Below are 21,543 nucleotides of genomic sequence, written 5' to 3' on the forward strand. Positions count from 1 at the left end.
GTGACACGCACGTGCTTTTCATATCCTACCGGTAGGCAAGGTGCCGGTGCGATTTTTGATAAAAAATAGGGGCATTGGCGAATGGTGTGACAGTTGTGACTAACCCATCGTCCCTGCGTATCGGATTAGCTACTGCCCCCTCGCCATTCCCAACGCCCCAAATATTGGGGTTACTTGTACACCCCGCGCTCACTCGGCGAAATGCTTATTTCCCCATCTCGTTCGCCTTGTCGTAGCAAGCCTGCAGCGCGCGATGCACCGCGCGGCGAATGCCCTCCTCCTCGAAAACTCTGGTGGCCGCAGCCGTTGTACCACCCGGCGAGGTGACATCGGCACGCAACGCAGTCGGGTCAGCGCCCTCCTGCATCATCATCTCAGCCGCACCAGCAGCCGTGGCCGACGCGAGACGCTTAGCTTGATCACGCTTGAGGCCCAGATTCACACCGGCATCGGTCATCGCCTCGACGAACTGGAAGAAGTAAGCCGGACCAGATCCCGAGACTGCAGTGACTGCAGACATCAGCGACTCATCAACAACCTCAACGCTGCCGACCTTCTCCAGCAGTCCGACAACCTCGTCTGTCTGGTTCTCCGTGACAAAGCGACCCGGCGCGACTGCGCAGACACCCTTACCCACCAGCATCGGGGTATTCGGCATAACACGGATCACCGGAGTGCCGACAGCACAGACACCTTCCATCTTGTCCAACGTGATGCCAGCCGCCATCGACACCACAATGGTGTCGACCTCAGAGTCATCGAGCACGTCGGCGATTTTCTCGAGCATGTCGATAATCAGGTACGGCTTTACGCACAAGAACACCACGTCGGCACCGTCGACTGCGCCTACCGGGTCGTCGGTATCGACAATGCCGTAGGTCTCCTTCAGACCGGCCAGGCTCTCCTTGGTGCGTCCCACCACATAAATTGAGGAAGGCGAGACACCTCCGTCGATGAGACCACCGACGAGTGCGCCACCAATCTTTCCGCCACCAATTACAGCAATTCTTGTCATGGTGGCTAAGTGTGCCAAAACTGGCCCACACATGCTAATGCAGGAGCCGGAAAACTTCGCTTCCGCCCCCTGCATCAGGTGATGATTCTTTATTGCCCCACTACAGCTGGAAAATAATCCAGGGGCCAAATGTCAGCGCCAAACCGACGAGACCAGCCAGCACCGGTGTTAGCTTGTCCTTCTCGCGGCGCACGTAGTTTGCAATTCCCGCGAAACCACCAGTGACCACCAGAGCCATGATGACAACCACAATCTTCGGCAGCGATGACCACGCCATGGTGAAGCCCAGGAACACCAACGCACCGACAATTAGGCCCACGAAGACCTGGATCAGCAGCAAAGGCACCGAAAGGGAATTGTCCTCGGCGTAGTCTTCGCGCGCGGCGTCCTTGCTCTTGGACTCTTCACGCTTTACGACGTCCCGAGACTGCGGCTTCTTCTCATCAGCGGCGGCCTCCGTCGGAGTGGCCTCGGCCGGTGTGGTCTCCGACGGTACATCCTCAGCCTGCTCAGCATCAGACGGCGCGCCCTCAGCCTGAGCGACTTCAGGAGCGACAGCGGCCGCTACTGCCGTCTCGGAAGCTGCAGCGGTATCGGTGTCGGTGTCGGTGTCATCCGATTCAACAGACGCTTCGGGCACTTCAGACGACTCGGGAGCTTCGCCGAGGTTGTCCTGGACAACCGGAATGGACGCAGTTGGACGGTCGTCGTAGGCATTGGAACCGGTGAGGACTGCGCGAGCAACCGGGCCCGGCTCTCCAATCTTGCGCGAATCGTCAGCCATGTCACGCAGTTCGGTGAATGTGTAGGTAATCTCCGAACGCTCGGAGTTAACCATGACCGGACGAGGCTCCATCGGGATTGCCAATGGCACTGCCGGAGCTGTCGGCTGCGCAGTTGGTGCGCTCTGTGCAGCTTGCTCCTGTTGCGGAGCTGCCGGAGCTGCCGGAGCTTCGGCCTCATCCTCTGCAACTTCGCCGTCAGCCTCAGCTACCTCTGGCTCATCCTCTTCCTGAACAGCAGCTTCGGCTTCCGCTTCAGCTTGAACCTCAGGCTCCGAAGAATCCGGCTCTTCGACAACTACCTCCGACCCGGCAGCGGTCTCCGGCTGTTCCGGGGCTTCTGTCTCCGGCTCGGTCGCCTGCGCTTCTTCGGCGGCATTGGCCGCAGCTTCGTCGGCAAGCAAATCGCTCGCCGTCGTCTGATCGTCGTCGGCGTTGGAAAGAGCGTGAGCACCACGTCGCGGTTCGTCAGCCTTTACGCGAGGGATTGAGCCGGTGAGTTCCTGAACGGACACACCGCCTTCTTCTAGGCTGCGACGACGGCGGCGCCGCGGTGGTTCAGAGGGGGCTCCCTCCTTCTGCCGCCGCGCCAGCAGTTCGGCAACGGTGAGCTTTTCCTCGCTCATCTCAACCCTTTCCGTATAGGTCGCTGTCCAGTCGTCGGAAGATAATGCCCTCGCGCAGAGCCCAAGGACAAATCTCAACCTTCTCTAACCCCAATGCTCGCATACTAGCCTCTGCGACGAGGGCACCCGCGACAATTTGGTGAGAACGATTCGCACTAACCCCCTCAAGTTCAGCACGGTCAGCGGCCGTCATGCGCGAAATAAACGCAATCAGTTGGCGCAAACCAGCGGCAGTCAGGGTGCGCTTAACGCGCGGACCAGCAGCGGAAGGAGCTGCACCGGTCAGACGGGCGAGAGTACGGAAAGTCTTCGAGGTAGCGACAGCTAAGTCCGGGTCGCCAAGCGTGCGCAGATGACGAGCCGGCTCAGCGAGCTCAGCATCAATGTAATCCCGCAGCAAGTCAATCTTCTTGCGCTCCGGCGGATCGGTCTCGAACCACTCGTGAGTCAGACGACCAGCACCGAGCAGCAGCGAGTACGCAGCCTCCGGATCCTCATCGGTACCCGACGTCAGCTCGAGAGAACCACCACCGATATCCAGATTGATTAGACGACCAGCAGACCAGCCGTACCAGCGGCGCACTGCCAAAAATGTCAGACGAGCCTCGTCCTCACCGGAGAGAATCTGCAGCTTAATGCCGGTTTCCTTCTCAACGTGGGCGAGAACCTCGTCCGCGTTTGCGGCATCGCGAACAGCCGAAGTGGCGAAGCTAATCATCTCTTCGCACTTCATCTGCTCAACCAATTCCTTGGATTCAGCGACGTAGCCCGTTAGCTTGTCAATGCCCTTTTTGGACAGGTTGTTGTCCTTATCCAGGTACTCGACCAGCTTCATCGTCGACTTGGAATCGCTCATCGGAGTCGGATGTCCGCCCCGGCGGGCGTCCACCATCACCAAGTGGACGGTATTACTACCTACATCTAATACACCTAATCTCACTCTTAGTAGGTTAGACGGTCTACGGTGTATTGGTGTGAATCAACCCCACCCCCGTCCCGGTCGCGGACCGCAACCTTCCCCGGCGGAAGTCGCCTATGACTTTCCCCGAGAGTGGTTCGAGTTCGCCCACCCAGAGGACCCAGAACACATCATCACCTGCGACCTAACCTGGCTGATGAGCTCCTACCAATGTGCCTTCGGCACCTCCGCTTGTCTGGGCATCGACTCCGCGAACGCGGATGTCGGATGCTGCGGCCATGGCGCCTTTATCACCGACGACGAAGACCGCGAGAGGGTTATTGACGTCGTACAGCGAATGGAAGGCGACTCCGCAGAGCCCCAGTGGTGGCAGAACCGTCCCCAGCAGACGCTGAAGTGGCTCGCGACCTACGAGACCGACCCCGCGGAACCGTTGGAACCGTGGTTAGTGTGGGACGAGCTTGACGACGAAAACGGAGAGCCTGAGCCGGCTCTGAAAACAAAGGTCGTGAAGAACGCCTGCATTTTTGCCAACCGTGAGGGGTGGCGAAATGGTGCGGGCTGTGCCATCCACCAGTGGGCTATGGCCAACGACATCGACCCCGTGAAGGTCAAGCCGGATGTGTGCTGGCAGGTGCCGCTGCGTCGACTGGAGGACTGGGAAGAACGACCGGACGGACAGGAGATTCTGCGCACAACTATTACTGAGTACGACCGACGCGCATGGGGCGATGGCGGCGAGGACTTTGAGTGGTTCTGCACGGGCGCGCCGGCCACGCATGCCGGTGGCGAGCCAATGTGGCGCACGCACAAATCGGAGCTGATTGAGCTCATCGGCGAAGAGTGCTACGAGATTCTGGCGGAGCACTGCCGGGCTCGTGAGGCAGCAGGCGCGGCCAAGGCCTTCGGACCGAGTGGCTACCCACTGCTGGCGATTCACCCGGCCACGCGCGCAGCGGCTGAGGGGCTGTCCCCAGACGAGGTTTAGCCTGGAGTTCGAACCTGGCCGCCGGCGCTAATCGTCTGCAGCAGTCGGCTGCGCTAGTCCTCGAACTTGTAACCCAAGCCGCGAACGGTGACCAGGAACTCCGGCGAGGAAGGATTGCGCTCAATCTTGGAGCGCAGGCGCTTGATGTGCACGTCCAGCGTCTTGGTGTCGCCGACGTAGTCGGAGCCCCAGACGCGGTCGATGAGCTGGCCGCGGGTGAGCACACGACCGCGGTTGCGCAACAGGTACTCCAGCAGGTCGAACTCCTTGAGAGGCATTGCAACATCTTCGCCGTCAACGGTGACAACGTGGCGCTCAACGTCCAGCACAACTGGGCCACCGCGCAAAACCTCTTCGTAGAGATCCTCGACATCGTCGGACTCTTCGTGGCGACCGCGGCGCAGCACAGCTCGGATGCGAGCAATGAGTTCGCGGGAGGAATACGGCTTGGTCACATAGTCATCCGCACCAATTTCCAAGCCCACGACCTTGTCAATCTCGGTGTCACGAGCAGTGACCATGATAACCGGGACAGAGGACTTGAGGCGGATGTTCTTGCAGACCTCAGTGCCACTCATTCCTGGCAGCATGAGGTCCAGCAGCACAATGTCCGGTTCTGCCTTGGAGAATTCTGCCAGTGCTTCCTGACCGTCAGCGGCCATCCGCACCTCGAAGCCCTCGCGCTGCAGCAGAAACGCGAGCGGCTCCGCCAAAGCCGTCTCGTCTTCGACAATAAGTACCTCAGTCACGGATTACTTCATTCCTTCCTTGGAATCCTTGTTCCGGGAATCCTTATCCTTGCCACGGGTTTTGCCCGTACCACGCTGCGCGTTTTTCTTAGCTGCAAGTTTACCCGCAGGCGGGGTGTGCCCGATCGGCAAACGTGCAGATACATCGCCATCATTCGGCGCGGAACCGTTCTTTTCCATCAGCGGGAGCTCAATGGTGAAGGTCGATCCTGTGCCCAGCCGACTCCACAGCTTGACGGTTCCCTTGTGGTTCGCTGCGACGTGCTTGACAATTGCCAAGCCCAAACCTGTTCCACCCGTTGCCCGCGAGCGCGCCTTGTCCGCGCGGAAAAAACGCTCGAAAATCCGCTTCTGGTTCGCCTGGGAAATGCCGATACCGCGGTCAGTTACGCGGATAGCAACGGTGTCGTTACCCTCCTTGACAGCAGTCACGGACACGGGCGAGGCCTCTGGCGAGTAATTGATGGCATTCGAAATCAGATTGGATACCGCAGTAATTAGCAGACTGCGCTCACCTTCAACGACCAGGTCCGGGTCACAGTCAACGGTGATCTCAATCCCCGCCTGCTCCGAGAGCATCTGATTACGACGCACTGCACCCTGGACAATATCTTCGACCTTCACCGGCGACATATCCGGCAAAGGCTCAGCGCCCTGCAGCTTCGACAGCGAGATGAGCTCCGTGATCATCGTCGACATCCGCTTGGACTCCTGCGTCAGGCTCTCACTAAAGTGACGCACGGCAACCGGGTCGTCGGTAGCTTCATTTAGCGCCTCGACCAGAAGACTAATGGCTCCCACCGGGGTCTTGAGCTCGTGGGAAACGTTGGCCACAAAGTCACGTCGTGCGGCTTCCATGCGGGCCTGCTCGGAGACATCGGTCGCGTAAATCACCACAAAACGGTCATCCACCAGCGACAATGGAGTCAGCTGACAACGGACAATCGTGTCCGGCGCTCCTGCCCGGCGCGACGGCAGCACCAGGGTCAGCTCCTCGTCCTCCTGCGAGTCAAATACCTTGACCGCGGCGTCCCAGCCCACATCATTCAGGTGACGCTCATAGACCAGCCCCAACTTGTGCGCCATGGAGTTCGACAAAATCAAATCACGCGAAATGTCAACGACCACCACGCCCGTTGGAGACTTCTGAATGGCCAGGTGCATGACCTGCGCCATGGTGGTTATTGAACTTTCCTCGTCGCTCTTCTGACGCCGAGCGGCGTTATAGGCGCCCGAGACAGCTCCACCGAGAATCAGCACAGCTGCCATAACCGCAGCACCTAGTAGAGCAGCGATAATGATTTTTGACACGGGTCTTACCCTAAGCTCTTTTCACAGTCCGCGCGCGCTGAAAAATCATTGCGCTAGCTAGCTCTAAATAGACCAAGGAGCACAGCCCACCTTGGCTGCGCCCCTTATCGACCTATCCATAACCTACATATTTACTTGTTACCCTGAGCAGCAACAGCAGCTGCACCTGCAGCTGCAGCTTCCGGATCCAGGTAGGTGCCACCCGGGTTCTGAACCTTGCCCTCAGCATCGAAATCGTAGACCAGCGGGATACCGGTCGGGATGTTCAGAGCGGCAATGTCCTCGTCCGAGATGTTATCCAGGTGCTTGACCAGTGCACGCAGCGAGTTACCGTGAGCTGCCACCATGACAGTCTCACCAGCCTTCAGACGCGGCAGGATTTCCTCTTCAAAGTAAGGAATGAAACGCTTGACGACGTCCAGGAGGCACTCCGTGCGCGGAACCTCATCCAGGTTGGCGTAACGCGGGTCATTGGCCTGCGAGAACTCGCTGTCATCCGACAGCTCCGGCGGCGGAGTGTCATAGGAACGACGCCAGGACATGAACTGATCCTCGCCGTACTTCTCCTTGGTCTCTGCCTTGTTCAGACCCTGCAGAGCACCGTAGTGGCGCTCGTTCAGACGCCAGTCACGGATAACCGGAATCCACACCAGGTCAGCGGTGTCCAGGGCAATGTGTGCAGTGTTAATTGCGCGACGCAGCAGCGACGTGTAGAGAACCTGCGGCTTCAGGCCTGCCTCTACGAGCATCTTACCGGCACGTACTGCCTCAGCGCGGCCCTTGTCGGTCAGTGCAACGTCGACCCAGCCCGTGAACTGGTTGGAGGCGTTCCACTCACTCTGGCCATGACGGACAAGAATCAGTTTTCCATTGCTCATGCCCCCAATTGTGCCCCAAAACTGGAAAGTCCGCCGTTCGTTGCCCCGCTATGTGGGTTACTACCCCCGACTACTCAACCATGTGGCGGAACTGCTCCAGATTGGCCAGGTTTTCCCCACGGTCGACCCGCCACTCCCACTCGCGCTTGATTGCCGACGCAAAGCCGCGTTCGAGAATCTGGTTAAAGTCCCCATCGGCCGTCTCTAGCAGCTGACCGAGGAGGCGGTCGAGGTCATCGTCGGAAAGCTCGGCGGGCAGTTGGCCGACCAGGTAGATGTCGCCGGCGGCGTCGATGGTGTAACCGATACCGAACAGACGACGGTTGCGCTGCAGCAACCACTTGTAGACGGCCTCGTGGTTTTCTTCGACCGCGCGACAGACGAAGGCTTCGACACGCAGAGAGTCAGGCGCCGGGATGAGGCCGACGACGGTCTTCAACTTCTTCTTGCCAGGCAGAACCACCACAGCGGCATTGTCTGCGATGCCATGCTCAACACCGAGGCGTTCCAGCTGCTCGCCGAGGGATTTCAGCTGTGCTTGAATGTCCGTGCTCATCGTGAATCATCTCCCTGTTTATGTGGCTACGGCCCTGGCGCTGCTGAACCTAACGAAACCTACCGGGAGCCGCCCGCATCCCGGATAGAGCCGGGACAATTTTCCTTTTGGAGTTCGGTTCGATGATAGACATCGGCCAATCGATCCACGGTCTTTTGCCAGGAAAACTCCATGGAGTGCTCGCGTGCCTGCGTGGCCAACTTGATCCGCAGCTCGTCGTCCTGCACCAGGCGACCGAGGGCATCGGCCCAGGCTGCGGGCTCGTGACCGTCGACAAGCAAACCGCTGACCCCATCGTCGACGGCGATGGAGAGCCCGCCGACATTCGCCGCGACGACGGGCGTTCCGGTGGCCTGAGCCTCCATCGCCACCAGCCCGAAGGTCTCGTTGTAACTGGGCACGGCGACAATGTCTGCGGCCTGGTAGAGCTTCGCCAGGTCCTGCGGCCGGCGCGGGGGCATGAAACGAACCAGGTGGTCGATACCCTCTTCTGCTGCGAGATTGGTGAACTCGTCGGGCGCGTGCAGCCCCGAACCGGACAGGCCGCCGCAGATAATCACGCGGACATTGGTTGCGGGATCGCGACGCATGAGCTCGCCGACCCCGCGCAGCAGCACCTGCGGACCCTTGAGCCGTTGCAGCCTGCCGACGAACAAAATGACCTTAGTGTGCAACGGAATACCCAGCTCACGACGGGACCGCTCGGTGGCGCGATCACTACCCGGGGAAAAGAGCCCCACGTCCACCCCGGGTGGAACGACATCGATGCGCCACGGGTCGGCATCGTGGAGATCCGCCAGCTGCTTAGCCTCGGCATCTGTGTTGACGATGAGGCGGCATGCGTTGTCCACAATCTGCTGCTCACAGATACGTCGCGACTCCGGCTCCGGCTTATCCCCCGCCGCCAGGTGGAGGTTTTTCACCGCGGCCAGCGTATGCGCCGTGTGAACGAAAGGAATGTCGCGCAAATCCGACAACAACCAACCAACCTGGCCGGAGAGCCAGTAGTGCGAATGAATCAGGTCGTATTCAATCCCCTGTTCGCGGGCGAATTCAATGACGCCACCGGCAAAAGCCGGCATCTGCGTGGCCAGATCCGACTTCTCCAACCCCTCATATGGGCCAGCCACAATGTTGATGACGCGAAAGTTCTCACTGACCTGAATAATCTGCCCATCGCTGGAACGAGTGGCGCGAGTGAAAACATCCACCTTCACACCGCGTCGGGCGAGCTCCTCGCAGGTGCGCAGCACGTAGACGTTCATGCCACCTGCGTCACCGATGCCCGGTTGCTCCAGCGGCGAGGTATGCATGGAAATCATCGCGATACGGTTCGGCAGGGCCGGGGAATTAGAGGTGGTGTTTGGGGTGGCGGCGTCTGCGCCCGCCGTTGCCGACGGAAATGTTTCGGTCATACTGCCCAGAGTGCCTATTCCAAGGGCAACCCCGCAAATGAGTACCTCAAATACGTGTATAGAAATCCCGGCAATGCAGAGCGACGTACGGCACAATAGGGGTCGATACCTACTACGTCGTAAGTTATTATCACCTCACGACGTGGTCAGGTCACACACAAAAACTAGGAGGACCCCATGGCCGATACATCCAGCTCGCACGCCGAAAAAAACTCTGCCCCAGCTAACGGTTCGACACCCAACGCTGCTATTTCCAAGGCCTGGCTGAACCTGTATCCGGAGTGGACCCCGCCTCACATTGACTACAACTTCGATACCCTCCTGGATGTCTACCGCCACACCCTGAGCAACCATCCGCGCCGCAAGGCGCTGACCTTTTTCGGTCGCTCCACCTCGTATGCCGAGCTGGATGCCAAGGTCCGCAGCGTTGCCGCTGGTCTGCGTGCACTCGGTGTACGCAAGGGCGATCGCGTGGCCCTGCTTATGCCGAACTGCCCGCAGCATGTCATCGCTTACTGGGCAGTTCTGCACCTCGGCGCTGTTGCCGTAGAGCACAATCCTCTCTACACCGCCCATGAGCTGCGCCACCCGTTCAACGACCACGGCGCTCGCTTTGCCATCTGCTGGGACAAGATTGTCCCCGTACTTGAAGACCTTCGCAGCAACACCCCGCTCGAGACCATCATTGCGGTCAACATGCTGCAGGATCTGCCGTTTGTCATGCGCACCGCCCTGTCCATCCCGCTGCCGAAGCTCCGCGCCGCCCGCGCTAAGCTGCACTCCTCCGCACCGCAAGTTATGGGTTTTGACGCCTTGCTTCACGACGCCGTCGGCGGAGACGGCCACGACCTCCAGGCCGATGACTCCATCACTGCTGATGACACTGCAGTGATGATGTACACCTCCGGTACCACGGGCTCGCCGAAGGGCGCGCAGCTGAGCCACCGCGGGCTGGTCGCCAACATTCTGCAGGGCAAGGCCTGGGTGCCGGGCCTTGGCAAGGAGCGCGAAATCTCCCTTGGCATCCTACCGATGTTCCATGCCTACGGCCTGACCATTGTCACCAACTTGTCCATGCTGATTGGCGCTGAACTGGTGCTGGTGCCGGCACCAGAGATTCCGCTGATTATGAAGGTGATGAAGAACAACCGCCCGACGTGGGTTCCTGGTGTACCGACTCTCTACGAGAAGATTGTCGAAGCCGCCGAGCGCGATAATGTCGACCTCTCTGGCGTGAAGTTCGCCTTCTGCGGTGCTGCTACCCTGCCGGTTTCCCTTGTACAGAAGTGGGAGAAGCTCACTGGAGGTCGTCTCGTCGAGGGCTACGGCCTCACTGAAACTTCACCGATTATCGTCGGCAACCCCATGGATGGTAACCGCCGCCCAGGCTACGTTGGCCTGCCATTCCCTGACACCGAGGTCGCCATCGTTGACCCCGATGATCCCACCAAGCTCTGCGCTGATGGCGAGGAGGGCGAGGTCATCGTCCGAGGCCCGCAGGTTTTCGCTGGTTATCTCAACCTCCCGGAGGCAACGGAGAAGTCCTTCACCGATGGGCCTGCTGAGCTTCCCGCTGGCGATCGCTGGTACCGCACCGGCGATGTCGGAGTCATGGAGTCGGACGGCTTCATCAAGCTGGTTGCCCGCATCAAGGAGGTCATCATCACCGGTGGCTTCAATGTTTACCCGGCCGAGGTCGAGGAAGTACTGCTCTCCCACCCGGACATCACCGATGCCACGGTCGTCGGCCTGCCGAAGAGCGACGGCTCCGAGATGGTCGTAGCCGCCATCACTCTGGCTGACTACGCCCGCCTGGATTCCGACGCCTACCGTGACCACTGCTACGACAACCTGACCCGATACAAGGTGCCGCGCGCATTCTTCCACCTGGAGGAACTGCCTCGCGACCAGATGGGCAAGGTCCGCCGCCGCGACGTCCGCGACGTACTTCTCAAGCAGCTGGAGCAGAAGGGCCAGAGCGTCGATTCGCTGAACCACCGCAAGCACCATTAGTTCGGGGTGGTAGCTGAGATAGGGGCCTGAGTAGTGCTGGCCCCTATCCCCTTAAGGCGGATCCCCGGCCCCCAGACTTAGTGACTAGGTTTATGACAAAAAACTGCGAGTGAATGCAATTCACGCGTCATAAACCTAGTCACTTTCTCTATCCCCGCCCATTGAGAGAAGGCCCGGGAGCGCAAGCTGAGGACTACCCAGCGGTTCTGTCAGCCCCAGCGACCCCATCAGTCACGCCAGTCTCTCCAGTCCGCCCCCCTGGCCATCAGCCACCTGCCGCGGGCCTAATCAATGCTCACGCCGACCCACACTGGCTCGGGCACCAGGGTCACGCCGAAGGCCTTTTCCACACCAGCGCGCACATCACGAGCCAAAGCCACCAAGTCGGCGGCGGTCGTAGGCGTACCGTCGCCGGACTCCCCGCGGTTGGTCAGCGCCAGGGTGTGCTTAGTCGACAGTCGTGCGGGCGCACCGTCACCGGGGTAGCCCTTGGGGAACCCGGCGCGCTCGATAAGCCACGCCGCCGAGAGCTTCACACACCCCTCGTGGCCGGGGCCAGCGGGGAATGCGGGCATAGTCGCAGCCTCGTCAGCCCCACGCAGCGCGGCAACCTTTGCACGCACGGCCTCCACCGAGCTCTCCGGAATGATCGGGTTGGTAAAGAAAGAACCCGCCGACCAGGTATCCCGGTCTGCCTCATCGAGGACCATGCCCTTGCCGCGGCGCAGCTCAAGCACCTTTTCGCGCACCAGCTCAGCCGGCCTGCGAATCTCACCAGCCGCGGCCTCGGCCTCGTCGACACCCAGGCGCCGCGCCAGTTCGCCATAGCGAAGTGGCGCGGACATGCCGTCCACACTGAGCTCAAACCGCACAGCCAGCACCACTGCCCGTGCGGTGAACTTCAGGTTCGAATAGCGGTAGGAAAGGTCGAGCGACTCCGGTTCCACCCACTCGACTGAGCCGGTCGCGCGATCGTAAAGCTGCACCGAGTCCAGGACCTGCGATACCTCAGCGCCGTATGCACCAACGTTCTGCACCGGCGTAGCCCCAGCCGAACCCGGAATACCCGACAGGCATTCCAGGCCGCCAAACCCGGCATCAACACTCATCTCCACGACCTCGTCCCAGACCGCACCGGCCTCGGCCTCCACAATCGCCGACACAGACTCCAGCCCGTGTCCGCGAGTGCTCATAGTCACGTTGTCAGCCTCGATCACCACGGCCACCAGCGGCTCGAGTTCATCGGCCACCACCAGGTTGGATCCGCCTCCCACGATGAGGAGGGGCACGTTAGCGTCGTCAAGCGTGCGAACCACGTCAACAACGGCATCCGTGGTGGTACACCGGGCAACCGCTCGCGGCACCCCGCCGAGGCGGAGCGTCGTCAAATCCGAGAAAGCGGTATGCGTGCTGAGCTCCACCCCCTCTAGCCCCGCAAGCCCATTGATGGCTTCTTCCATGTCGGAGGTCAGATGAATTGGGTTCGGCGATTGGTCGAGATTTTCCACGCCCCTAGCGTAGTGCAAATTACGTATTATCAAGCGCATGACTACGACTAACACGCACACCGTCAACTTCGACCAGCCGATTGAGAAGGTTTACGAGGCCCTCACCGACGCCGGTTTCTGGGAGAAGGTCGCAAACCGTTTCTCGGCAGCTGACGGCAAGGTGGAGAAGTTCGAGACCACTGACGCTGGCACGACCGTCGTGATTCGTCAGACCGTCGCTGCGGACAAGATTCCGGCGCAGGCCCAGAAGTTCGTGAAGTCCGGAGTCGGCATGACGCGCACGTTCGTCATCAGCCCGCTTACCGACGACGGCGCGAGCTCCACCGTGACCACGGAAACCTCGGGCGTACCGGCATCCTTCAACGCGTCGCAGAAGCTCACCGCTCAGGGCGAAGGCGCGGTGCTGACCACCAACTCCGAGTTCGCCATCAAGGTGCCGCTGGTCGGTGGCAAGCTCGAGGAAAAGGCAGCTCCGTACCTGGAGCGTGTCCTCGATGCTGAGACCGCTGTGCTGGCGGACTACGTCGCTAAGTAGGTAGCGCACCGGGGGGCTTGCCGGGCTCGCGTGCGGATACCGGGTGGAGGAAAGTGGTAGCGACGGGGCCGTCGTTAAGCAAGACTGGGAACCATGAGTTCTGCTAAACGCTCGTCGAGCGTCAAAGTCCTGCCCACTGTCCTCGGTGTCATCGTCGTGGTGGCGCTCATTGCGATTGCCGGGGAAATCGGCGTCCGGATGTTCGTGAGCAAGGAGATTTCCGACGGTTACCGCACGTCCGCCGAAGAGCGCGGTGTGACCGTGACCGAGGACCCGAGCGTTTCCTTCGGTGCCCGCCCGATGCTGTTCGCGTTGGCAACGAAGTCCGTGCCCGCAATGGACTTAACTACTCCGGACACGTTGGAGGTCAAGAATCCGGAGGCGCTGAGTGGCGAGCCGGAAATTTCCGGCGACCCGGCGACGGAAGTGCACCTGGAAGACGTGGATCTGAGCAATCGCGCGGATCCGACTGCAGGGTCACTGCGAGTAGATGTCACAATTCCACCGCAGCTGCTGCAGGCGCTGATTAACCGGGAAAGTGGAGCGCGCGCCACCACGCTCACGCCGCTTCCGGACGAAGGCCTGTTCAACATCGAGTTTTCCTCCGGATTTGCGACGTCCAAATTCCGCCCGATACCCAACGGCGGAAACATCGAAATCAACCTGGAGGGCGGCTCCGTTCTCGGTTTGAACCTCGACGGCCTGGCCAGGTGGCTCGGGGAAGCCAGCGGCACCCTACTGAGCTATGAGATCGGCCATGGCATGCAGGTGGAGGAAGCACATGTCACCGGGGAGGGGCTGGCGCTGACGCTGACGGGCGCAAATCTGCCTTTGTCGACCGTGCGCGAACTTACCTTTAGCTAGCAGGTAAGATACCGAGAATGACTCGCTCTCTCATCACCGCAAATAGCGGTACTCCCACCGAGCGCCAGTACATCTTCTCGCTCGGCTGCCCAGACCGTACCGGTATCGTCTCCACTCTGTCGACATTCCTGTCCGACATTGGTGCGTGGATTACCGAGGCGGACTTCTTCTCCGACCCGGAGACCGGATGGTTTTTCACTCGCCAGGCTGTCCGCGCCGACGCGCTCGACCTGACTGTAGAAGAGCTGCGCGAGAAGTTCGCTGAGCTCGTCGGCGATTGGGGTCCTGAGGTCCGTTGGAAGGTCACCGACAACGCTGTTCCGAAGCGCGCTGTCATTCTGGTGACGAAGGAGGGCCACTGCCTACAAGACCTGCTCGGCCGCGTCGCGCAGTCCGACTACCCGATGGAAATCGCTGCAGTCGTGGGTAACCACCGCAATCTGGAGCCCCTGGCCGCAGCGTATGATATTCCTTTTCACCACGTGCCCTTCCCCAAGGATGCCGTCGGCAAGCGCAAGGCATTCGACGAGGTCGCCGAGATCGTTGACGCCGAGAACCCGGATGCCATCGTGCTCGCGCGCTTTATGCAGATCCTGCCGCCGGATCTGTGCGAGAAGTGGGAAGGCCGCGCCATCAATATCCACCACAGCTTCCTGCCGTCGTTCATGGGCGCGCGCCCGTACCTGCAGGCTTATCGACGTGGTGTGAAGCTCATTGGTGCCACCTGCCACTACGCCACTGAAGACCTCGACGACGGCCCGATTATCGAGCAGGACGTCATGCGTGTCTCCCACAAGTACACTGCTGCGGACATGCAGCGTGAGGGTCGCGATGCGGAGAAGCAGGTCCTCGCCCGTGGTCTGCGCTGGCATCTGGAAGACCGTGTGCAGGTCTACGGCAACCGCACTGTGGTGTTCCAGTAGGTGTCTGTGGTGATTCAGTAGGTTTTTGGGGCGCCAGACTTGGTCCACAAGGCCGGTCGGGTCTACACGCCTATGAAGCCGGTCCCGGCCTACGCCACAAAGAAAGTGTGCGCGCTTATGGCAGTTTCTGGGTGAAAAACCCAGTTGTTTTGCCATAAGCGCGCACACTTTCTCGGCTTTACGGGCTAATACTCGCCCTTAACCGCCTGAGACTAATACCCGCCTGAGGTTAGTATCCGCCCTGTGCGTTGGACAGAATGTCCTTGATCTGTGGGCGGACATCGAGCCAGTAAATACCCGTGATGACCAGCCCGGCAATCAGCGGGATGCCCAGCATTGCCCAACCGAGCCACGGCAGCAGCAGGAAGATAGCCGAACCGACCAGCATGCCAGCCCAGACATTGCGGCTCTTGCGGTCTGCAGCGTCAAAGGCGTCCGCGCGGGTGGTGATGACAAGCACCGCACCAATCAGCGCCAAAATGCCAATAACAAACGGGATGGCGAACTGAAACAGGACGTCCACGTAAACGGAAATCGCCATAAGCGGCGAATCCGTAAAGCTGGGCAAAGATGGTAACAGGCGCACCGGGGGAACAACTCCTTTAACAGGTATGCATTGCTTTTTACATGCTAACGCACACCGTCGGACGTGCTGGGTTGTGCTGCTAAATAACCCCGAATACTAAGGTCGACAGGGTGTAGATAGCCAAACCGGCCAGTGATCCGACAACCGTGCCGTTAACGCGAATGAACTGCAGGTCGCGGCCGACCATCAGTTCAATTTTGTCGGAAGCTTCATCGGCATCCCAGCGCTCGACGGTCTCGGAAATAATCGAGGTGATCTCGCCTGCGTAGTTTTCAGCGATGAAGACGACAGCCGCTTCCAGACGGCGGTCCATTCGCTTGCGCAACTCTGAATCGGACTGGACCCGCTCGCCGTAGCGGGCGGCCGTTTCCGAGACCTTTCGGCGGAGCAGGGAGTTCGGGTCGCGGGCCGCGTCGACAAGCTTTGCGGATGTTGACGCCCAAATCTTCGCCGGTGCCTGGGTAACGGCAGCGGACGAAAGAATGTCAGTCTTAATTTCTTCGACCTTGGCGATTGTTTTCTCGTCGTTCTGCAGGTCATTGGCTAGCTGCGTGAGGAAGCGGTGGAGCGCCAGACGTGCGTCGTGCTGCGGGTCGTGCTGCACCTGCCAGGTCCAATCGACCAGTTCGCGATAGACCTTGTCGCCGATGAGATCGTTGACAAAGCTAGGAGCCCAGGATGGGGCGCGCTCTCCGACGAGGCGGTCGATAAGGTTCTGCGAGCCCAGAGACTTCCGGTGCAGCCACTCGGTCATCTGTTGGACGATAGGCTCGGTGCGGCCCTCGTCGATAAGCTGCTCGAGCACTTTACCCGCCGGAGGGCCCCACTCTGGGGCTGCAACCTCGTCGATAACTGCGGACTTCAGCACTGCAGCGGCGTCATCGGGGTCGATGGCCTCGAGTACGTTGCCGGTGAACTTGCCAACCTCCGCCGACACTTTGTCGGCGTTTCCGGGAGCTACCAGCCATTCCCCGATGCGCTCTGGAATCTCGGCCTTACGCACCTTGTCCACAATCAGGGTGGGGTTCAGGAAGTTGTCGCCAACGAACTGCGCCAGAGACTCACCGACCTGGTCCTTCTTACGGCGGACGATAGCTGTGTGCGGGATGGGAATGCCGAGCGGGTGGCGGAACAGCGCTACGACTGCAAACCAGTCGGCGAGGGCACCGACCATACCGGCCTCAGAAGCAGCGCGAACGTAGCCCACCCACGCGGGCACGACCTCTCCTGCAGACAAGTGTGAAGACTCAATACCACGGCATGTGAAATACACGGCGGTTGCGATGACCAACAGCATGGTAGCGAAGGTCTTTGCCTTACGCAGTTGCGCACGTTTTTCCGCTTCAACCTCTGGCGATGGCCCGGGCACATCGAGACGATCCAAAGCCGAATCGGCAGCTGCCGGGAGCTTAGCGGCGTTGTTATCCATGTGTATAGATTAGGCGTCGAAAACACGAAAATGCCACCGCGCCCCTCAGTGTGCTGTTGGTGAGAGAGGTACACACGAGTGCTTCCCTACCCCAGCGCACTGAGCGCGGTGGCATCAGCTGTGGAGGTGCTAGTTCAAAAGGCTAGCGCTGCATCCGCCTAGAGGCCAGCCCCTTTTAACAGGGGCACGCCTTTAGTGGTGAGTGCCGAATTCCTTTCGGTAGGCCTTGTAGTCACGACGACCGATGGAGATGCAGGCAACACCCGCGATAACCATGATCAGTCCAACTACCAGGCCAGCCCACATGAATACGCTGCCGTCGAAGTTCCAACCACCGGTGTAGTCGGTGTAGCTGGCGGCATCCTTAGCCAGGAAACCGTTGCTGTGAGAGGCAGCAGTCTGGTCGGCAAAAATGGTCGTTGCGAGACCGAAAATGAAGGTACCCCAGGCCGCCAGAGAGGCGAGCATGAGACCCATGCCAATCCAGGTAATGCTCTTGTGGAGCGAGGAGTACTCAGCATTCATGCTCTGAGGCACGTAACCGTCGACGAAGTGCTCTTCGCCCTGGTAACGCTTGACTGCATTCGCCATAATCTATGTCCCTTCTGGAAAACTCTAATTGAGAAAGAGTTTAGTCGTCCTTACCGCGGAAGAACGAACGAGCTCGTTCCTTGGTAACGGCGGCAACCGCAGTCAGCGGGATACCTGCCGGGCAGACGTCTGCACATTCACCATAGAGGGAGCACGGACCGAAGGTGCCTTCGACCTCGTCAACCATCTTGCGGGCACGCTTGCCACGCTCTTCCTTACCCATCGGGACCAGGGAGAGGTGAACCAGCTTTGCGCCGGTGAACAGGTGGGCAGCACCGTTCGGGCAAGCTGCTACACAAGCACCGCAGCCGATGCAGGCTGCGTGGTCAAGTGCAAACTCAGCGGTTTCGTGGTTCAGGTGCAGAGTATCTGCATCCGGGGCGGTACCAGCGTTGATGGAGACGTAGCCACCCTGCTCGAGGACACGGTCCAGAGCGGAGCGGTCAACGACCATGTCCTTGATGACCGGGTATGCGGCGGAGCGCATCGGCTCGATCTTCAGGGTGTCACCATCGCTGAACTGGTGCAGGCGCTGCTGACAGGTCGGGGTGTTCTGGCCCGGGCCGTGCGGACGACCGTTGACGTTCAGACCACAGGTACCACAGATACCCTCACGGCAGTCAGATGCGAACGCGAACGGCTCCTTGCCGGACTCGACGTACTTGGAGTTGACGTGGTCAAGCAGCTCCAGGATCGACATCTCTGCGACGGCGTCGTCAACGTCAACGGATTCAAAGTGTCCCTCGACGTTCGGACCTGCTTGGCGCCAGATTTCAAGGTGCAGTTTCATTACTTGTAGTTCCTTGTCATGAGCGGGACGGCTTCGAAGGTGAGCGGCTCGGCGTGGCGAATGAATTCGTGACCGGACTGATCCCATGCAGGACCGTTGTTGCCTCGCTCCCATGCGGAAACGAAGCACCAGTTAGCATCATCGCGCTCTGCCTCGCCATCTTCGGAGATGTGGTCATCGCGGTAGTGAGCACCGCAGGACTCATCGCGGTCGAGGGCGTCGACACACATGAGCTCACCGAGGTCGATGTAGTCAGCAACGCGGTTAGCGTACTCGAGCTGCTGGTTCATCTCATTCGGCTCACCCGGGATGAACAGGTCAGACCAGAATGCCTTACGCAGTTCGCGGATCTCCTTGATGCCGCGAGCCAGGTCTTCCTTGTTACGGGCCACACCGCAGTCGCGGTAGAGGATCTCACCGAGCTGGCGGTGGAAGTACTCAGCGCCGTGCTTACCCTGGATGCTCATCAGCTTGTCCAGACGAGCCTGAGCGCGATTCAGAGCTTCCTTGGCCTCCGGGGCATCCTCAGCCAGGCGGTCAGTGCCGAGCAGTGGGCCGAGGTAGTTCGGAATGGTGAACGGCAGGGTGAACCAACCGTCGACCGAACCGGACAGCAGGGAATTTGCACCCAGACGGTTTGCACCGTGGTAGGTCCAGGATGCCTCGCCACCGGTGAACAGACCCGGGATGGAAGTCATCTGGTTGAAGTCAGACCACAGGCCACCCATGGTGAAGTGACAGGTCGGAGCAATACGCATCGGAACCTTGTACGGGTCCTCACCGATTGCCTCTTCGTACATCTGAATCAGGTTCGAGTAGCGTTCCTTGATGACCGGCTGGCCCAGGCGCTCAATTGCGTCACGCAGATCCAGGTAGACGGAGTTCTTCAGCGGGCCGACACCGTAGCCAGCGTTAATCTGCTGAGAGTTGGCACGGGAAGCGACGTCACGCGGGACGAGGTTACCGAATGCCGGGTAGCGACGCTCCAGGAAGTAGTCGCGCTCGTCCTCCGGAATGTCGTTGGCCGGGCGCTCGTCGCCCTTCTTCTTCGGGGTCCAAATACGAGCGTCGTTACGCAGGGACTCAGACATCAGAATGGTCTTCGACTGCCAGTGCGCGTTGACCGGAAGACCGGTCGGGTGGAACTGGATGAAGGACGGGGATGCGAAGTAAGCACCCTGGTCGTATGCACGCATGATGGCCGAAGCGTTGGAGTTCTTGGCCAGCGTGGACATGTGGTAAACGTTGCCGTAACCACCGGTAGCCAGAATAACTGCGTGAGCAGTGTGAATGGTCAGCTCACCGTTGATGAGGTTACGCATGATGGCACCCTGGCAACGGCCATCGGCGACGATGATGTCAACCAGCTCGTTGTGGGTGAAGATCTCGACGTTGCCGAGACCAATCTGGCGCTGCAGAGCCGAGGTGGTCGACAGCTGCAGCTGCTGACCTGTCTGGCCACGGGTGTAGTACGTACGGGAAACCTGCACACCACCGAAGGAACGGGTAGCCAGGGTACCGCCGTACTCGCGAGCGAACGGAGCACCAATTGCATTCAGGTGGTCGATGACGCGGACGGACTCGACGGCCAGACGCCAGCAGTCGTTCTCGCGGCAGCGGTAGTCGCCGCCCTTAACGGTGTCCTTGACGTGGCGGTAAGCGCCGTCGTTGTCCACCTTCTTACCGCGAGCGGAGTTGACACCACCCTGTGCAGCGATGGAGTGCGCACGGCGCGGAGCGTCGTGGTAGGTGAAGACCTGCACGTCGTAGCCGAGCTCACCGAGAGCGGCAGCGGCAGCGCCACCAGCCAGACCGGTACCGACGACCATGACGCGGAACTTACGACGGTTCAGTGGCGAGACCAGGTTGGCGTGATCCTTCTGGTACTGCCAGTGGTCCTTCATGGAGACCTTGTCGCCCGGGGAGTTATCGGTCAGAACCTTGCCGATCTTGACCCCGTCGACAACGCTTTCCGGCGCGCGGAAGTCCGCAGCGACGGTTGCTTCAGTGTTAGTCATTGTAAATTTTCCTCCTCGACCTACAACGCGACGAGCACGTAAACGGGGATGATGATGTTGCCGACAACAACCAGCAGCGGCAGCAGGCCGGACAGGAACAAGAGAACCTTGCGCCAGCGCTTACCCGTGATACCGAGGTCGGAAGTAGCGGTCCACAGACCGTGGGACAGGTGCATCAGCAGAGCGAGCTGCGCAATGATGTACCAAACAACAACACCCGGACGGGAGAAGGACGCAACCACGTTCTGGTATGCGGCACCGTTCTCGAAGGAAGCCGGGGCAACGCCAGCGCCGATGGTCAGGTCCAGCAGGTGGAAGATGATGAAGGCCAGCAGCACGATGCCGGTAATGACCATCGAGCGTGCAGTAAAGGTGTTCCAGCTGGACACCATGCCCTCACGGCGGAACTTGCCGCGGGACTGCTTAGCACGCGCGGCCAGGGTGAGGCCACCAAAAATGTGCAGGATAATAGCTACCAGCAGGACGATGCGGAAGACCCACAGAACGCCCTCTTCCGGAATTGCATCCTTACCGACAGTGCGCAGGAAGGTCGCGTATGCGTTGAAGTCATCCTCGCCAGCGAAAATCTTCAGGTTACCCAGCATGTGGACAATAACGAAGAGGCCAAACAGCACGCCAGTGACGGCCATGGTCAGCTTCAGAGCCCATGAAGGGTATTTAGGCTGCTCGCGCAGCGGTTCTACATTAATTTTGCCGTGCGCGATTGCGTCACGGTTTGAACTTTTAACAGTCATGGCACCTCCAGTGTCATATTCACTCTAAAGTCACACAGCGCCTGGTAAACATTTTTCCCCCTTTTGGGTGGGGATTTTCACAGGTTACCTAGGCTTTTTCTCCGCCTTTTCTCAGGTTATCGCATTTTCGCGACTTTTGACGTCGTCGCTGTATATAACCTCTTCGCCACCTTAAAAACGCGCCTACCCCGACTTTTGCCGTTTTTCTACCGACCCAAGGCAACTAATAACGCAACACAAATAGCACGAAAATAAAAAACCGCCCACTTTTCTCAGGTGGACGATTTTAATT

At 59.8% G+C, this 21,543-nt stretch carries 20 protein-coding genes; 5 read left to right on the plus strand and 15 right to left on the minus strand.

What is annotated here, in order from left to right; genetic code table 11:
- Positions 1-205: 205 nt before the first annotated feature.
- The 3 genes from proC to ADA16_RS03790 form a co-directional block, all read right to left on the minus strand.
- Positions 206-1,015 (minus strand): pyrroline-5-carboxylate reductase, encoded by an 810-nt coding sequence (gene proC, locus ADA16_RS03780; protein WP_048759381.1) that lies wholly within the window; start codon positions 1,013-1,015, stop codon positions 206-208.
- 100 nt (positions 1,016-1,115) lie between these two features.
- On the minus strand, positions 1,116-2,423 hold the full coding sequence (locus tag ADA16_RS03785) for a flagellar biosynthetic protein FliQ (protein ID WP_048759328.1): 1,308 nt from the start codon (positions 2,421-2,423) through the stop codon (positions 1,116-1,118).
- A gap of 1 nt (position 2,424) precedes the next feature.
- Entirely contained in the window at positions 2,425-3,363 is a 939-nt protein-coding gene (locus ADA16_RS03790) for a Ppx/GppA phosphatase family protein (RefSeq protein ID WP_161797583.1), read from the minus strand.
- Positions 3,364-3,397: 34 nt separating this feature from the next.
- On the opposite strand from ADA16_RS03790, the gene ADA16_RS03795 reads away from it, so the two are divergent.
- Entirely contained in the window at positions 3,398-4,330 is a 933-nt protein-coding gene (locus tag ADA16_RS03795; RefSeq protein ID WP_048759330.1) for a hypothetical protein, read from the plus strand.
- A 53-nt stretch (positions 4,331-4,383) separates the two neighbouring features.
- Here ADA16_RS03795 and ADA16_RS03800 read toward each other — a convergent pair whose 3' ends face one another.
- The 5 genes from ADA16_RS03800 to mshA all read right to left on the minus strand — a co-directional run bounded on the left by ADA16_RS03800 (position 4,384) and on the right by mshA (position 9,146).
- Positions 4,384-5,079: a response regulator transcription factor gene (locus tag ADA16_RS03800; RefSeq protein WP_048759331.1), complete on the minus strand. Its 696-nt coding sequence runs from the start codon at positions 5,077-5,079 to the stop codon at positions 4,384-4,386.
- A gap of 3 nt (positions 5,080-5,082) precedes the next feature.
- Positions 5,083-6,390 (minus strand): sensor histidine kinase, encoded by a 1,308-nt coding sequence (locus tag ADA16_RS03805; RefSeq protein ID WP_048759332.1) that lies wholly within the window; start codon positions 6,388-6,390, stop codon positions 5,083-5,085.
- Positions 6,391-6,521: 131 nt separating this feature from the next.
- Entirely contained in the window at positions 6,522-7,268 is a 747-nt protein-coding gene (locus tag ADA16_RS03810; protein WP_048759333.1) for a phosphoglyceromutase, read from the minus strand.
- A gap of 70 nt (positions 7,269-7,338) precedes the next feature.
- The gene (locus ADA16_RS03815) at positions 7,339-7,824 is read right to left on the minus strand and encodes a YbjN domain-containing protein (protein ID WP_048759336.1); all 486 of its coding nucleotides are present in this window, start codon (positions 7,822-7,824) and stop codon (positions 7,339-7,341) included.
- 59 nt (positions 7,825-7,883) lie between these two features.
- Entirely contained in the window at positions 7,884-9,146 is a 1,263-nt protein-coding gene (mshA, locus tag ADA16_RS03820) for a D-inositol-3-phosphate glycosyltransferase (protein WP_193387486.1), read from the minus strand.
- A gap of 270 nt (positions 9,147-9,416) precedes the next feature.
- Here mshA and ADA16_RS03825 point away from each other — a divergent pair, with 270 nt between their 5' ends.
- On the plus strand, positions 9,417-11,252 hold the full coding sequence (locus ADA16_RS03825; RefSeq protein WP_065421326.1) for a long-chain-fatty-acid--CoA ligase: 1,836 nt from the start codon (positions 9,417-9,419) through the stop codon (positions 11,250-11,252).
- Between the two features lie 284 nt (positions 11,253-11,536).
- On the opposite strand, the gene ADA16_RS03830 is transcribed toward ADA16_RS03825, so the two are convergent.
- Positions 11,537-12,712: a UDP-N-acetylmuramate dehydrogenase gene (locus ADA16_RS03830; protein ID WP_048759384.1), complete on the minus strand. Its 1,176-nt coding sequence runs from the start codon at positions 12,710-12,712 to the stop codon at positions 11,537-11,539.
- An 85-nt stretch (positions 12,713-12,797) separates the two neighbouring features.
- On the opposite strand from ADA16_RS03830, the gene ADA16_RS03835 reads away from it, so the two are divergent.
- The 3 genes from ADA16_RS03835 to purU all read left to right on the plus strand — a co-directional run bounded on the left by ADA16_RS03835 (position 12,798) and on the right by purU (position 15,082).
- A complete protein-coding gene (locus ADA16_RS03835; RefSeq protein WP_048759339.1) occupies positions 12,798-13,295 on the plus strand; it encodes a DUF2505 domain-containing protein in 498 nt (165 codons plus the stop codon).
- 93 nt (positions 13,296-13,388) lie between these two features.
- Positions 13,389-14,159, plus strand: coding sequence for an LmeA family phospholipid-binding protein (locus ADA16_RS03840; protein WP_048759340.1), 771 nt, complete (start codon positions 13,389-13,391; stop codon positions 14,157-14,159).
- Between the two features lie 17 nt (positions 14,160-14,176).
- Complete coding sequence (gene purU / locus ADA16_RS03845; protein ID WP_048759341.1) at positions 14,177-15,082, plus strand: formyltetrahydrofolate deformylase; 906 nt, start codon at positions 14,177-14,179, stop codon at positions 15,080-15,082.
- 229 nt (positions 15,083-15,311) lie between these two features.
- Here purU and ADA16_RS03850 read toward each other — a convergent pair whose 3' ends face one another.
- The 6 genes from ADA16_RS03850 to ADA16_RS03875 all read right to left on the minus strand — a co-directional run bounded on the left by ADA16_RS03850 (position 15,312) and on the right by ADA16_RS03875 (position 21,251).
- Positions 15,312-15,623: a DUF2516 family protein gene (locus ADA16_RS03850; RefSeq protein ID WP_042388363.1), complete on the minus strand. Its 312-nt coding sequence runs from the start codon at positions 15,621-15,623 to the stop codon at positions 15,312-15,314.
- Between the two features lie 124 nt (positions 15,624-15,747).
- Positions 15,748-17,097, minus strand: a complete 1,350-nt coding sequence (locus ADA16_RS03855) for a DUF445 domain-containing protein (RefSeq protein ID WP_048759342.1) — start codon at positions 17,095-17,097, stop codon at positions 15,748-15,750.
- Positions 17,098-17,289: 192 nt separating this feature from the next.
- Entirely contained in the window at positions 17,290-17,688 is a 399-nt protein-coding gene (locus tag ADA16_RS03860) for a hypothetical protein (protein WP_048759343.1), read from the minus strand.
- Positions 17,689-17,728: 40 nt separating this feature from the next.
- Positions 17,729-18,478: a succinate dehydrogenase/fumarate reductase iron-sulfur subunit gene (locus tag ADA16_RS03865; RefSeq protein WP_048759344.1), complete on the minus strand. Its 750-nt coding sequence runs from the start codon at positions 18,476-18,478 to the stop codon at positions 17,729-17,731.
- Positions 18,478-20,496 (minus strand): fumarate reductase/succinate dehydrogenase flavoprotein subunit, encoded by a 2,019-nt coding sequence (locus tag ADA16_RS03870; RefSeq protein ID WP_048759346.1) that lies wholly within the window; start codon positions 20,494-20,496, stop codon positions 18,478-18,480. The genes ADA16_RS03865 and ADA16_RS03870 overlap by 1 nt, the downstream gene beginning before the upstream one ends.
- Before the next feature lie 20 nt (positions 20,497-20,516).
- Positions 20,517-21,251, minus strand: coding sequence for a succinate dehydrogenase cytochrome b subunit (locus tag ADA16_RS03875; RefSeq protein ID WP_048759348.1), 735 nt, complete (start codon positions 21,249-21,251; stop codon positions 20,517-20,519).
- Positions 21,252-21,543: the final 292 nt, after the last annotated feature.

Origin of the sequence: Corynebacterium vitaeruminis, assembly GCF_001054325.1 — a bacterium.
Lineage (GTDB): Bacteria > Actinomycetota > Actinomycetes > Mycobacteriales > Mycobacteriaceae > Corynebacterium > Corynebacterium vitaeruminis_A.

Coding starts and splice junctions, on each gene's coding strand:
- proC (WP_048759381.1), bottom strand. CDS start 1,015: ATGACAAGAATTGCTGTAATTGGTGGCGGAAAGATTGGTGGCGCACTC.
- ADA16_RS03785 (WP_048759328.1), bottom strand. CDS start 2,423: ATGAGCGAGGAAAAGCTCACCGTTGCCGAACTGCTGGCGCGGCGGCAG.
- ADA16_RS03810 (WP_048759333.1), bottom strand. CDS start 7,268: ATGAGCAATGGAAAACTGATTCTTGTCCGTCATGGCCAGAGTGAGTGG.
- ADA16_RS03815 (WP_048759336.1), bottom strand. CDS start 7,824: ATGAGCACGGACATTCAAGCACAGCTGAAATCCCTCGGCGAGCAGCTG.
- mshA (WP_193387486.1), bottom strand. CDS start 9,146: ATGATTTCCATGCATACCTCGCCGCTGGAGCAACCGGGCATCGGTGAC.
- ADA16_RS03825 (WP_065421326.1), top strand. CDS start 9,417: ATGGCCGATACATCCAGCTCGCACGCCGAAAAAAACTCTGCCCCAGCT.
- ADA16_RS03830 (WP_048759384.1), bottom strand. CDS start 12,712: ATGGAAGAAGCCATCAATGGGCTTGCGGGGCTAGAGGGGGTGGAGCTC.
- ADA16_RS03835 (WP_048759339.1), top strand. CDS start 12,798: ATGACTACGACTAACACGCACACCGTCAACTTCGACCAGCCGATTGAG.
- ADA16_RS03840 (WP_048759340.1), top strand. CDS start 13,389: ATGAGTTCTGCTAAACGCTCGTCGAGCGTCAAAGTCCTGCCCACTGTC.
- purU (WP_048759341.1), top strand. CDS start 14,177: ATGACTCGCTCTCTCATCACCGCAAATAGCGGTACTCCCACCGAGCGC.
- ADA16_RS03850 (WP_042388363.1), bottom strand. CDS start 15,623: ATGGCGATTTCCGTTTACGTGGACGTCCTGTTTCAGTTCGCCATCCCG.
- ADA16_RS03855 (WP_048759342.1), bottom strand. CDS start 17,097: ATGGATAACAACGCCGCTAAGCTCCCGGCAGCTGCCGATTCGGCTTTG.
- ADA16_RS03860 (WP_048759343.1), bottom strand. CDS start 17,688: ATGGCGAATGCAGTCAAGCGTTACCAGGGCGAAGAGCACTTCGTCGAC.
- ADA16_RS03865 (WP_048759344.1), bottom strand. CDS start 18,478: ATGAAACTGCACCTTGAAATCTGGCGCCAAGCAGGTCCGAACGTCGAG.
- ADA16_RS03870 (WP_048759346.1), bottom strand. CDS start 20,496: ATGACTAACACTGAAGCAACCGTCGCTGCGGACTTCCGCGCGCCGGAA.
- ADA16_RS03875 (WP_048759348.1), bottom strand. CDS start 21,251: ATGACTGTTAAAAGTTCAAACCGTGACGCAATCGCGCACGGCAAAATT.